Here is a 12,297-nt window from a genome sequence, read left to right on the forward strand (position 1 = left end):
CAGGAGTCGCCCCAGGAGGTCGCGTCAGCCGTTCCGCATGCGCTGCGCGACCTCCGCGACGTCGGCGAGCAGCCCCGCCGGTTCCTGGTCCAGGTCGAGGGCGTGCTGGTGGATCAGGATGCCCGCATGGCGCACTCGGTGGGCCGCATGTGAAGCGTTGCCCTTCGCGTAGACCAGGTGCCCCTCGCTCAGGCCGAGGGCGGTGCAGTACGCCAGCATCTGGTACAGATCGGCGTCCGGGTAACCGCCCCGCTTCTCCGCCTTGTACTTCGCGTCCGCGACCGCGCACGGGACGCCGTCCGGCCCGTACAGCACGAAGTCCGGCCGCATGCGGAGGGCGGCGGCCTCGTCGAGGTGATGGCTGTCCTGGAAGCGGGCGGTGCGGCCCGACCCGCGCAGGGCCTCGCGCAGAGCGACGGTCACGAAGTCCTCGAAGAGCTCGTTCATGTCGAACAGGAACCCGTCGATGCGCAGTCCGCCGGGCCCGTGCTCCGGGGAGGCGTCCTCCAGCACGGCCCGCGCCAGGTGCAGGGCGTGGTGGTACCGGGAGTTGAGGCGGCTCGGACGCCACTCGGGCAGGGGCCGGCCGCGCACCGGCACCGTGATGTCCGCCAGCCGCGCCCGCTGGTGCAGCAGCCTCCGGCGCACCTCGCGCGGCACCCCGGGCAGCCGCAGCAGCCGCTCCACGGCCGCCCGCAGGATCCGGTTCTCCGCGATGTCCGTCGTGAACTCGTCGTACGTCACCTCCACCGGCAGCGTCGCCCCGAACCGGCGCCGTATCTGCTCGGCCTCCCGGATCCGCCCCCGCACGACCACCGAGGTCTCCTCCGTCACCCGGTACCCCTGCAACAGCCCCTGCCGCAGAGCCCGGTCCACCTGCCGCTCCACCGCGTGCGCGAGCGCCGGCAACAGGTCCCGATGCTCGGCCACCTCGACCTCACCGTCCCGCCAGGCACCGGTGGGACCGAGGCCGTAGCCGAGCAGGAAGAAGAGGCGGGCGACGGGCACCTTGGGGACGACGCGGACCGTGAGCGGATCGTCGTGACCCGGCACCGTGAGCGTGACGGCCCCGACCCTGCTGCCCGCCCGCAGCGACCAGCGGCCCGGGGAGTACGGGTCCGGCGCGGCGTCCACGACGCGCAGCGCCGCGAGCGCCCGCCCCACACCGTCCGGCAGGGGCACGCTGACCGCCGGCGCGTGCTCGACGAGCTCGACGACCGGCGTCACCCCGACGACTCCCGCAGCGCCGCCAGCCCGTACCGCTTCTCGACGTCCACGCCCTCGCCGTAGTGGTGCTCCTCGAGCAACGGGAGGATCTTCGTCCGCCAGGTGCGCTCGAGGCCGCCCTCCCGGTACACGCCCTTCTTCATCAGGTACGAGGGCCCGATACGGAAGTCCGGGTCGTCGATCCGCGTGTTGAGCGCGTCGAGCAGGTCCGCCGGCTCGGAGTCCTTCCCCTCCCGCTCCAGCCACCTCCGCAGCAGGCCGCTCGTCGGCTCGACGCGCGGCGACAGCTCGACGAAGGCGAAGCGCCGACGCATCGCGGCGTCCACGAGCGCGATGGACCGGTCGGCGGTGTTCATCGTCCCGATCACGAACAGGTTCCGGGGCAGGGCGAAGTCGTCACCCGAGTAGGTCAGCCGCACCGCCTTCTTGCGGTACTCCAGCAGGAAGTACAGCTCGCCGAAGACCTTCGCGAGGTTGGCGCGGTTGATCTCGTCGATGACCAGGAAGTGTGGGATGTGCCGGTTGCCCTCCCGGGACGCGAGATCGGCGAGCTCGCGCAGCGGCCCCGCGGTGAGCCGGAAGGCCACCTCGCGGGTCTCCGGATCCTCCTGCGGCCGGAACCCCTCGAAGAAGTCCTCGTAGGAATAGGAGGGGTGGAACTGCACGAGCTTCACCTGCTCGGGGCCACCGCCCAGGAACTCGGCGAGCTTGAGGGCGAGGTAGGTCTTGCCAGTGCCGGGCGGCCCGTAGAGCACGAGCTGCCGCTCGTCCCAGAGCAGATCGCGCACTTCCTCCAGCCACGCCGCGTCGTGCACGAGCAGGTCGGCGGCCAGCTCCTCCGTCGGTCGAGGCAGTTTCAGCTCCCGACGGGCCGTGAGGGCGGGGATCTCCACGCTGGGATCGCGGTCGGTGGCCTCGGCCTCGTCGATCAGGTCCTGGTCGCTCAGTCCGAGGCCGTCGATGAGGTCCTTGACCACGGTGAGGTCGACCACGTCGTGCTGGGCCGAGAGGCGCTGCTGCAGTTCCTCCGGCAACTCGTCGTAGGGATGCCCTTGCTCCGCCCAGTCCACCGGGCGGCGCAGATCGGACCGTCCGTCCTCGGAGTCGACCTGCTCGGCGGGTCCCGAGATCTCGCCGACGTGGAGTCGACCACCGGAGATCGTGCACATCGTGTCACCGGGCCGCATGCGGGAGAGGAACGCGTGGATGTCCTCGACCAGTTGCATCTTCTGGTTGTACGTGGCACTGGACGCGTAGTCCTCGTCGACGGCCGTGCGCAGCCTGTCCTTGCTGATGCCCTGCTCGATGCCCTTGCGCAGGTGACGGGCCGAGAGGGAGACCAGCCCTTCGGACAGCCACAGTCGTCGCACGAGGTCGAGGCCCGAGACGTTGGAGCCCCGCACCAACCAGGCCCTGCTGCGTCCCCACCAGACCTGGTCGAGGTAGTCGGCGAGCGGATGCCCGTCGGCCGACTTCCATTCCTTCCACCCGTTGGAGCTGCGCCCGGCCAGGATCTCGGCGGCGGCCGACGGCGAGTTGCACTCGATGTCCCGGGTCGTCTCCAGCCGGCCCGGCCAGCGGGTGGACTCGACCAGTGCCCCCGCGGCGATCAGCCGTTGACGCAGCCGGTACGACGACTGCATGCGCTGCGGGAACGAGGGCACGACCTCCGTGCGGCCCGGCGACCCGGCCAGGACGACGAACTTCTGACTGCCGTTGGTGCCCTTGTCGGCGAGGAGCCGTCCCCGGGCCTCGGGCCCGCCGCCCGGCAGCCGCAGCCGGAACTCCGGGTACTGCGCCGTCCCGGAGGGGGATTCGTACTCCTCGCTCACACCTGCTCCTCGTCCGTGGAGAGCCTGGACCGTCCTCCAGGACCCTACGCGTCGACCGACCGGCTCCGCCGCTCGCGTCCGCGAAAGGCGGAGCCGTCGGTCATGTGTCCGTGTGCCGGCCCACCGCTGCCGTTCCCGGACCGGCCCCCAGGGCGGCCAGCAACTCGGTGACCTCCTCCAGCCGGGCCTGGATCTCGGCCGGGGCGGGTGGCAGTTCGTACGTGCGGTAGTGGCAGGCCGCACTGAGCGCCACCCACGTCGTGCGGCACCGGCGCGCGGTGTCATGTCCCGCGTACCACTCCAGGCACAGCATGCGGTGCTTGCCGATCCGGGTCATCCGCGGGGTGACCTGCCGCCAATAGGCGTCGAGGGCCTGCTCCAGGGCCAGGCGCAGCAGGACCGCGGCGGCACGGGCCCGCAGGCCGGGAGCCAAAGTCTGCGCGGTCCCCGCCGGAGGGAGCAGCAGCCGGCCGGCGTCGGTGACCAGGCTTTCCGGGGCGAGCGTCATCGCGCACCCCCCGGGGTCCCCGGGGCCTGTGCGCCACTGCCCGGGACGCCGGAGCGGAGGATGGCCGCCGCCAGGGCCTTGGTACGGGACACCAGCGCCTTGCGGTCGTCGACCGTGGGCAGCGACGTGTGCGTACCGGAGTTGAACGCCTCGATCAGCTTCCAGCCGCCCTCCCGGATCCTTTCGACGGCGTCGTGGGCGCTCCGCTTCCCGTCCCCCAGCAGGGCGAGGGCCGCGTACTCCTTGGTGCGTTCCAGGGACGCGATGCGCTTCTCCACCTCGGACAGCGGCAGTCCGTGCTCGTCGCGGAGCCGGCGGCGCGCCGTGACCAGACAGGCGACTTCGACAGCACCCCGGCACATGGCCGGCAGCACGCGATCGGCCACGTCCTGAGGCACCCACGGGTCGAGCGAGATGGCCCGCGCTTCCGCGAGTGCCTGGTCGACGGGATCGGTCACCGTTTCGACGCCCACCACGGAGTCGGTCTGACGGGTGACCCGCAGCACGGTGGCCCGGATACCGAGGTGGGAGATCGCCTGCTGAAGCCGGGTGTCATGGGTGAAGACGATCACCTGGCGGTCCTTGGCCACGGTGTCGAGCACCCGGGCCAATCCCTCGACCTTCTCCGGGTCCATGGACTGCACGGGGTCGTCGATCACCAGGAAGCCGAACGGGCTGGCCTCGTGCGTGGCACGCGGCAGGAACAGCGAGAGCGCCAGCGAGTGCAGCTCGCCCTGGCTCATCACGCTGTAGGCCGGTGCGGTCATGTCGTCGACCGTGACGCCCAGTTCCACCCTGCCGCGACCGGGAGTCCCGGCCAGGGTGACGGAGCCCAGCGTGACGCTGCTGTGCTCGCACAGCTGCTGCCACACCTCCTGCGAGCGCTCGGCGAAGGGGCGCAGCCGCTCGTCCCGCAGCTCGTCGATGACCTTCCGCAGCCAGGCGCGCGCCTTGGCCATGTGGGGGCGACGAGCGCGGGCGGCCTCGGCCGCTTCCGCCACGGCCAGCCAGTCCGTGAGCCGCACGGCCATCGGCTGCCACTCGCCGTCCTGGTCGGCCAGCCGACGGAGTGATTCATCCCGCACCTGCCGACACGCCTCCTCCAGAGCGACGGCGGCTCGCTCCACCTGGTCGGCCAGGTCCGAGGCGTCGGTGATGCTCCGGCACCGAGCCCACTGCCGCCAGAGCTCGGCGAGCGGCGAGTCGTCCGCCTGCAGCCATACCGGGACGGGCTCGATCACGTCGTGGAGGGCCTGCCGGGCCTTCGCGGCTTCCTGCAGAGCGGCCTCCGCCTCGACCGCCTCACGCTGCAACCGTTCCACCTCGGCCCGGGCCCGCTCGGCCCACGCCTGGTCGAGCTGTCCGGCGTTGCCGCACACCGGGCAGTCCGGAGACTGGGACCGCCGCCGGTGATCCAGCGCCGCCTCCAGCAGATTCGCCAGTCGCCGGGCGTCCTCCGCACTGCCGTGCCGGGCGTCCTCGGCGCGAGCCGCCGCCTCGCGCAGTCGCGCGACGGCACCGGAGACCTCGCGCAGTTCGGGACCGGTGAGGCCGGCCCGTCGCCGCAGCCCAGCCAGTTCCACCTCGACCGAGGGAGAGCGGCTCGTGAGCAGCGCCCGCACCCTGCTCGTCTCCGGCCGGGTCCCGGACAGTGCCTCGACCGCGTCCCGGGCCCTCGGGTCGTCCAGTTCGGCCAGTTCGCCGCGCAGTTGTTCCGTGCGCTGCTTCTCGTGCTTGTCGGCCTTCTCGCACTCGCTCACGGCGTCCTTGACGCGTCCGTCGAGCTCGGCGAGCAGCTCCAGGCCGAGGAGCTTGAAGAAGGCGTCGTGCAAGTCGGAGAGCGTGCCGTTGATCATCGAACCGAGTTCGCTGTACGGCAGGAAGGGCCGGGCGAGGTCGAGCGCGTCGGCGTCGAGGACCTCGCCCAGCTTCCGCTCCGAGCCGTCGGACCCTTCGGCGTGCGTGCGCGCATCGTCCACCTTGGCCCCGTACCAGGTCCGGCGCACGGTGACGGGCTCGCCGTGTTCGCCGACGCTCAGTTCGACGGACACCTCCGGCACCACGTCGGGGCTGTGCAGGTTGCGCCAGCCCTGCTTCCAGTCACCGGTCCGGCGCTTCTCCCAGCGGGAGTTGCGTCCGGTCAGGGCCGTTTCCGCGGCCTCGGCGAAGCTCGACTTGCCGGAACCGTTGGGCCCGGCGACGACCACCAGCCCCGAACCGGGCGGCAGTTCGAGCGTGGTGCGCGGGCCGATGCCGCGCCAGCCGACGGCGGTGATGGAACGCAGGTGCACCGGCCCGGTTCGGCCTTCGCTGCTCCTGGCGCGCTCGTCGGGCAGCAGTTCGCGCAGTTGGGACCGCGCCTCCGGGGTGAGATCCGAGCCGTCGAGCCGAGCGAGGAGTAACTCCCGCACGGAGGGCGGGGGACCGGCGGGGGAGTCGACGGAATCCTGCGGTTGGTCGATCACGAACTGTTCCTTCCACGGCAGTGCGGGATGAGACGCACCTGAGAGTGACAGGCGAGTGTTACCGCAAGAAGAGTGACGTAGATTTGTGAGCAGTGTCAACGGGTTAACGAGAATTAAGGCGACTCGAAAACGTGTACATGTGAAGGGTTGTTCGACGGGCGGGTCGATCATGCGCGTCAGGAGGGGAAGGGAGAACCGTTGGTGTGCCTGACGGCCGGCGGTCGACTCAGAGCAGCGTGCTCCCGACCCACGCGACTGTCTGCTCGGGATGCGTAGCGGTGTCGATGCCGATGACATGGAGCGTGGAGAGCATGCCCCGCGGAGCGCTGACCTCCAGCGAGCGATGGGCACGGCCACCGGGCTGTGGATGCACTATGACGGCGCTCGCTGGAGCGTAGGCACTGTAACCGGCGGCATAAGTGAGCAGTTGGTGGACATCGGCAGCGCTGACGCTGTGTCGGTCGTAGCGCTTGTACGTGGCGTCCACGGGTAGCGGCGAGCGGGCGGAGCCGCTCCGGCCGGGGAGTTCGAGCAGCACGTCGGGCCGGAAGGCGGAGGTGTTCCCCAGGTCCCCGCGGACCGTGGTGCCGGCACCGCCACTGGGAAGGACCCGGCCGCCGTGCCGGGCGGCGGCCTCGACTGCGAGGCGTCGGACGACGGCTTCCCAGAGAGCGGGCATGCGCAGGAGCAGTCCGTCGGCCGCTGTGCCCCTGTCGGTGAGGAGATCGTTCACACCGCCGCCGCGCAGGATGAGGCGGGCCAGGTGTGGGCGGCGCGGTAACGCGCGTTGAGCCTGGTGCAGCGGATGCCGTCCAGGGCATGGAGCGCCGCGGCGGGGGAAGTGGCCGGGGGAAAGAACTCGGCGACACCGTGCAGGTCGCGGGCGAGCCCCGAAGTGGTCGTCAGCCGCAGCGCGGCGCGCAGTACGGCTCCCACGACGTCCGGGGAGCCGATGCCCCACTACTGCGCCGGGCCCCGCAGCCTGATCGGGGTCCGGTTGCGCGTCCCGTCCAGGACCGTGTGGTCGATGGCAGGCCGGGCTCGGGGTGCGGCCGCCGTGAGCGTGATGACGCCACGGTCGCTCAGCGCGGTCTGCCACTCGCCCGGCCGGGGCCGGGTACCGCGCTCGCCGGCGGCCTGCGCGAAGAGCCTCCGCACTCCGTCGCTCTGCCGGTCGTTGAGGCAGCCGGGGACGAGTTCCAGATCCTGGCCCGGTATGACATATGGCTCCTGGGCGACGATGCGCCCCGCCACCAGAGCGGTCTTGTAGGCGTCCGTGTCCACCGTCGCGTCGGTGGAGGGCGCCAGCGGGTCGTTCCAGTCCGGAGTGGCGGCCTGAGCCTGGACCGCCGCGCGTCCCACCCGGCGGAAGCCGTCGCAGTCCAGGAAGTGGACGGCGGGCTCGGGCGAGAGGGACCACAGAACGTTGGCCTGTGAGATGTCGCCTATCACGAGTCCGGCGTCGTGGAACCAGCCGATGGCCTCGACGCAGGCCAGCGCGAGGGCCCTGCGCTGCTCCGGGGTCGGCTGAACAACGTCCTGCCAGGCAGCTTTGGACGGCCGGATCAGGTACTGCAGCTCGAGGAGCTTCGTCGCCCCCGTCGCGGTGCGCCACGACATGGGGGCGGGGGCCCGCCTCATGAGGAAGCCGAGCGTCCGGCCGCCCTCGACCACACGGCACAGGGGCCAGGCGGCAAGGGCATCGAGGCGGCTCCGGTCCGTCTGACCGAGGCCCTGTCGCAGCCCGACCAGGTCCGCGAGGGCGGTCCCGTTGACCTTGGACGGGTCCTTGTACTCCTTGAACAGGAGGGGGCCACCCGTGACCGCGTACACGTCTCCCTGGCCTCCGCTGCCGACCCGTTCACCCAGGGTGAGCGACGACCGTGCGACGTCGGCCCCGTCCTCCGCGCTCATTCCGGCTTCTCCCACACGCAGATGACGGTCCGGTCGTCGTCGTAGGACTTGGCTCTCGTCTGCGCCTGCCACAGGAAGTCGGACAGCGAGGGCACTTCAGGCCCGCCCCACGCGTTCGCGAGGCGCTGGGCGAACTCGGGATCCCTCTGGGTGAGCGGGTTGGTGATGCCGTCGGTGCCCAGGAGAAGGACTTCGCCCGGTTCGGTGTGCAGCAACTTGGCTTTGATGCTGCGGTAGGCGTGCGGGAGTGCCTCGGTACGGGTGTCGAGCAGGTCACCGTCATCGTTCGGAATCCTGTGTTCCCAACGGCCTTCACGCAGTACGAACAAGCCGCCATCACCCACGCTGAACAGGACCCGCTCGCGGACACGGGGGTCTGTGGGGATGAGGAGAACGTGCAGGGTGGTGGCGTAGTCCTGGTCGGCGTAAGGACGAGTCCCACGGCGTGCTGCGGACGTCTCCCACTGGGCACGCAGGCGACCGACGGCTTCAACGACCGCCTTGGTGGCGATGAGGCGCAGTTCCATCTCGTTGCGAGCGCACAGCGCCGCGTACAGGTTCTCCGCCCCCCGATCGAGGTGAACGGCAGCCAGGCGGGAAACCTGGTGCGAGCCCACATGCGAGTACAGCGACGAGCCCACGCCGTCGGCGACAGCCAGCAGGAGCATCTCTGCCTCAGGCGGACCGATCCGGGTCACCGCCATGGCGTCCTGGCGGCAGCTGCCCTCCCAGTTGTGGGAGTCGCCGCGCACGGAGGCGGCACGTACCGTCAGCCGCCGGAATTCACCGCCGTCCAGCAGAACAACGGGAGAGAAGGCCGCGGATTCGTCCCCGTCCCGCAGGGAGGGACGCCCCAGAGGACGGGGCGGATAACTGGGAGGACGATTGCCGACGTGCTCAGGGGTTCCTCGCAGAACCTCTGTCTCGGACGCCTGGGCCGATTCCGGGTGGTCCGGTACTGGGGAAGGCAGCTGTTCGGCAGGTGCCGGAGCCGCCCACTCCCTGTGATCCATCGGGCCGCTCACAGCTTGTCCAGGGAAAGGCTGGTGAAGCCGGGCACATGCTCTTCGACCTGGAGGTCGAAGCCTTCCCCGCCTTGGGCGGCCATGCTGGTTGCCGAGTTGACGATGGACCGGGTGATGCTGGAGGCGAACTCACGCAGCGCGATGGCCGGGGAGATGGAGTCGTCCTTCTGGATGAACGCCTTGAAGTTGGCCACCTCGGTGATGGTCGCGGCGTCGGCGTCACTGATCCCGAACGCGATGATCTTCGGCGCGTAGCGGAACGCGTTCAAGTCGTCGAGCGCGGTGCGCCAACCCTCGTCCGTGGGGATGCCGTCGGAGAGGAAGAACACCACGGGTCGGTACACGTCGTGCCCCTCCGCCTTCAGCGCCGCGACGTCCTTCTCGATGGTGTCCTTCAGCAGCCGGAAGGCCGCCCCGAAGGAGGTCACGCCGCCCGCCGACAGGGACGGCAGTTGCGTCAGCTCGCTCAGGTCGGCGAGCGGCTGCAGCACGGAGGCCTGCGTGGAGAAACCGATGAGCGCGAAGCGGGTCTTGTCCGCGACACTCGGATTAGTGCTGATCTCGTGGTGCAGGTCGGGCAACGCCGAGTTGATGGCGTCCACGCCGCCGCCGGCCATGGAGCCGGACTCGTCGCACACCATGTAGAAGGGAAGGATCTGCATGGGTTGGTTCTCCTGAGCTGATGAGACGGCGTGGCCGTCAACGGGTGTAGAAGTAGATCTCCAGGTCGGCGGAGCCCGAGGGGCCGCCGGTCCAGAAGTCCCGCGTGGTCGCGTCGGTGAACATGTCCGGCCGCGCCTTCCGCAGGGCTTCGTTCACCTCCCGCGCGTATGCCTGGCCGTTACCGGGCTCCGGTGCCTGGCCGAAGGTCAGGACGAAGGCGGCTTCACGTCCCTGGTAACGGGTGGTGGTGGCACGGAGTTGTTTCACCATCCGCGTGGTGTCGCCGACCGCTGCGGTCAGATGGATCTTCACCGGCTTGCGCGCCACCGACCGCGGTCCCGTCGGCGTCGGCGTCGGGCTCGGTTCGGGGGACGGCGTGGCATCGGCCGACTTCGAGGGACTGGCGCTGGCCTGCGCGGCGAGCGGGTCACCGCGGTCTCCCATGGACACCAGGGCGAGCACGAGCAGCATGTCGGCGAAGAGCCACCCGGCCAGGTGGAGCGGTGTGAACCGGAAACGCCTCTTCAGCGGACTCACCGGTCCGGTCCGATCCCGGCCCGCAGCTTCTCCACTTGTCGCAGCTCGCTCTCCGCGCGCCGCTGGGCCGCCTCGGCACCCAGGCGCGCCGTCTCCGCTTCGCCCCGTGCGCTCTCCGCCTCGATCTGCGCCGTCTCTGCTCGGCCCCGTGCGCTCTCCGCCTCGATCCGCGCCGCCTCCGTCTCACGGAGTGCCCGTTCCAGGACGTCGGTGACCGCGACGAAGCGGTCCGTCGCCTCCTGGACGGCGCGGCTGCGCGCCTCGATGCCGAGCAGGGCCTCTCGCGAGGCCTCGGCGGCCTCACCGGTCCGGTCGGCCACCGTGCCGAGGTCGTCGAGCAGGCGGCCGTTGACGTCCGCCACGACCTCGATGCCGGTGGTGAACCCGCGCTGTGAGGCGGCCAGTACGGTCAGCGACTCCTCGACCTGGCGGGCCGCGTCCGACAGCGCGCCGCGCACGCGGTCACCGTTGTCGCCGACCGCCGTCTCCAGCCGGTCCGCCGTACGGGACAGAACGTCGCGCATGTCGTCGCCGGCCGTCCTCAGGTCCTCCAACGCCTTGTCCAGGACACCGGTCTGCCCGCTGACGGCGTCGGCCAGGCGGCGGCCCGCCTGCGTCAACGGGTCGTCCAAGCCCTGGACGGCGGCCTGAATGGCCGTGCCGCTGTCCCTGACGGTCTCCTCGATCCGCAGCACCACCTGCTCGATGGGCCGTACGTACGCCTCCGCCTGGGCGAGGCGCTGCTCCGCCTTGTCCGCGGCCTCGCCCACCAGCTCGGCGGCCCGACTGAGCGCCTCCTGCGTGGTGATGGCCTTGGAATGCATGCGCTGCAGCCGGCCGGCCGCCGAGTTGAGCTCCGCCGCGAAACGCTGCGGCGAGGCGAACCGGTGCTCGTTGAGCGAGAGCTGCGCACGCGTGAGGACCGGGACCAGGCGGACCAGAGCCGCACGGGCACGCTCCCGCGCCTGCTCCTCGCGACGCTCGGCGCGTGTGCGCCGGTAGCCGTGCACGGCCGTGAGGACGAACAGCATCACCAGGGCCAGGCACCCGCCCACGGCGACGTGGCCGAAGCGGTATGCCCCGCTCAGGTACCCGTCGAACCCGGACTGCCACAACTGCAGGAACGGTCGGCCGGCGGCCTTGGGATCGTCCCCGGTGAGCGCCCCGTAAGCACTCGACGCCTGCCACAGGCCGAACCACGTGAAGAGCAGAGGGAGGAAGACCAGGGCTCCCAGCACCCAGTCCAGCACTGAGTCGATCCGTTCGCCCCGACCGATGTCCACCGGTTCGGAGATGCTCTCGGGCCGGGCGAAGTGGGTTATCAGATCGAGATCGGCCCATGCGTCAAGGGCGCGCATGTCGATGGAGTCGAGTGCCTGGGCCAGCGCGCGCAGTTCTTCGGCGCGTGGGGCGAGCGCAGGGTCCTGCGCCGCGTCCTCGAGGTGACGTGCGGCCACCCCTTTGTCGAGTTGTGTCCCGGTGAACATTCCCCACCCTTGCCCGGTGAAGCCGGGACTTTGTGCAGATCGGAGCGCGACGGGGAGGGGGCGGTGGCGTGCCACGTACTCCCCTGCCGCGCAAACGAAGTGACGGAGATTTTCACGTCTCCTTCACTGGTCGGGCAATAGTAGACGACGATCACATGGTGCCGGCGGCGTGGCGCAAGACAGTTACGCAGGTTGTTGTGATAGAGGAGGCGCTCATTGAGTGGCGACGGTAGGTGGGGGCTGGTGCTGTTGACCCCTCACGCTGTTGCCGATCAGATGGTGACGCATGTACGTTAGCGATGTCAACGGGCCAACGTGTAACTTGCTTCTAGGTGTGTGTACTATCGCGGGTGCGTGTCACCGAGTGTGAACGACGGTGTCAGACATCCGGTGGAACGGTGCATACGACAACGTGCGACTGACTCTTTGTCGACTCTCGGTAGTTCGGCATCAAGTGTCTCCGCCGATCAGGGGGCTTCGTCGAGCTGCTGAGGCCTGCCCGTACGGACGGGCCACAGGCCGCCCGCGCCGGATCGCTCGGTGGCCGTGAGGGCGTTGAACAACAGGGGGGTACATGATTCATCAGTGCGATCCGCGTGAGCAGGCGCTGTCCGCCGGACAGGCTTCCGCAGCGCGAGG

At 70.3% G+C, this 12,297-nt stretch carries 11 protein-coding genes; all 11 read right to left on the reverse strand.

What is annotated here, in order from left to right:
* Window positions 1-24 precede the first annotated feature (24 nt).
* The 11 genes from ACWEQO_RS07965 to ACWEQO_RS08015 all read right to left on the reverse strand — a co-directional run bounded on the left by ACWEQO_RS07965 (window position 25) and on the right by ACWEQO_RS08015 (window position 11,658).
* Window positions 25-1,227 carry an McrC family protein gene (locus ACWEQO_RS07965; protein WP_452980127.1) on the reverse strand — a complete coding sequence of 401 codons (1,203 nt, stop codon included), beginning with the start codon at window positions 1,225-1,227 and terminating at the stop codon, window positions 25-27.
* Entirely contained in the window at window positions 1,224-3,059 is a 1,836-nt protein-coding gene (locus ACWEQO_RS07970; protein ID WP_452980130.1) for a DUF4357 domain-containing protein, read from the reverse strand. The genes ACWEQO_RS07965 and ACWEQO_RS07970 overlap by 4 nt, the downstream gene beginning before the upstream one ends.
* Window positions 3,060-3,159: 100 nt before the next feature.
* Window positions 3,160-3,567: a hypothetical protein gene (locus tag ACWEQO_RS07975; RefSeq protein WP_452980133.1), complete on the reverse strand. Its 408-nt coding sequence runs from the start codon at window positions 3,565-3,567 to the stop codon at window positions 3,160-3,162.
* On the reverse strand, window positions 3,564-6,032 hold the full coding sequence (locus ACWEQO_RS07980; protein WP_452980136.1) for an AAA family ATPase: 2,469 nt from the start codon (window positions 6,030-6,032) through the stop codon (window positions 3,564-3,566). The genes ACWEQO_RS07975 and ACWEQO_RS07980 overlap by 4 nt, the downstream gene beginning before the upstream one ends.
* A 226-nt stretch (window positions 6,033-6,258) precedes the next feature.
* Window positions 6,259-6,765 (reverse strand): hypothetical protein, encoded by a 507-nt coding sequence (locus ACWEQO_RS07985; protein ID WP_452980138.1) that lies wholly within the window; start codon window positions 6,763-6,765, stop codon window positions 6,259-6,261.
* Window positions 6,762-6,968, reverse strand: coding sequence for a hypothetical protein (locus ACWEQO_RS07990; RefSeq protein ID WP_452980141.1), 207 nt, complete (start codon window positions 6,966-6,968; stop codon window positions 6,762-6,764). Before ACWEQO_RS07990 ends, ACWEQO_RS07985 begins: the two co-directional genes overlap by 4 nt.
* A 24-nt stretch (window positions 6,969-6,992) precedes the next feature.
* Entirely contained in the window at window positions 6,993-7,946 is a 954-nt protein-coding gene (locus ACWEQO_RS07995) for a hypothetical protein (protein WP_452980144.1), read from the reverse strand.
* Complete coding sequence (locus ACWEQO_RS08000; RefSeq protein ID WP_452980147.1) at window positions 7,943-8,698, reverse strand: protein phosphatase 2C domain-containing protein; 756 nt, start codon at window positions 8,696-8,698, stop codon at window positions 7,943-7,945. Before ACWEQO_RS08000 ends, ACWEQO_RS07995 begins: the two co-directional genes overlap by 4 nt.
* 269 nt (window positions 8,699-8,967) lie before the next feature.
* Entirely contained in the window at window positions 8,968-9,633 is a 666-nt protein-coding gene (locus ACWEQO_RS08005) for a vWA domain-containing protein (protein ID WP_452980150.1), read from the reverse strand.
* Window positions 9,634-9,670: 37 nt separating this feature from the next.
* On the reverse strand, window positions 9,671-10,171 hold the full coding sequence (locus tag ACWEQO_RS08010; protein WP_452980153.1) for a hypothetical protein: 501 nt from the start codon (window positions 10,169-10,171) through the stop codon (window positions 9,671-9,673).
* Window positions 10,168-11,658: a hypothetical protein gene (locus ACWEQO_RS08015; RefSeq protein ID WP_452980155.1), complete on the reverse strand. Its 1,491-nt coding sequence runs from the start codon at window positions 11,656-11,658 to the stop codon at window positions 10,168-10,170. Before ACWEQO_RS08015 ends, ACWEQO_RS08010 begins: the two co-directional genes overlap by 4 nt.
* Window positions 11,659-12,297: the final 639 nt, after the last annotated feature.

This window comes from Streptomyces sp. NPDC004051, from assembly GCF_053604275.1.

Coding starts and splice junctions, on each gene's coding strand:
- ACWEQO_RS07975 (WP_452980133.1), bottom strand. CDS start 3,567: ATGACGCTCGCCCCGGAAAGCCTGGTCACCGACGCCGGCCGGCTGCTG.
- ACWEQO_RS07995 (WP_452980144.1), bottom strand. CDS start 7,946: ATGAGCGCGGAGGACGGGGCCGACGTCGCACGGTCGTCGCTCACCCTG.
- ACWEQO_RS08005 (WP_452980150.1), bottom strand. CDS start 9,633: ATGCAGATCCTTCCCTTCTACATGGTGTGCGACGAGTCCGGCTCCATG.
- ACWEQO_RS08015 (WP_452980155.1), bottom strand. CDS start 11,658: ATGTTCACCGGGACACAACTCGACAAAGGGGTGGCCGCACGTCACCTC.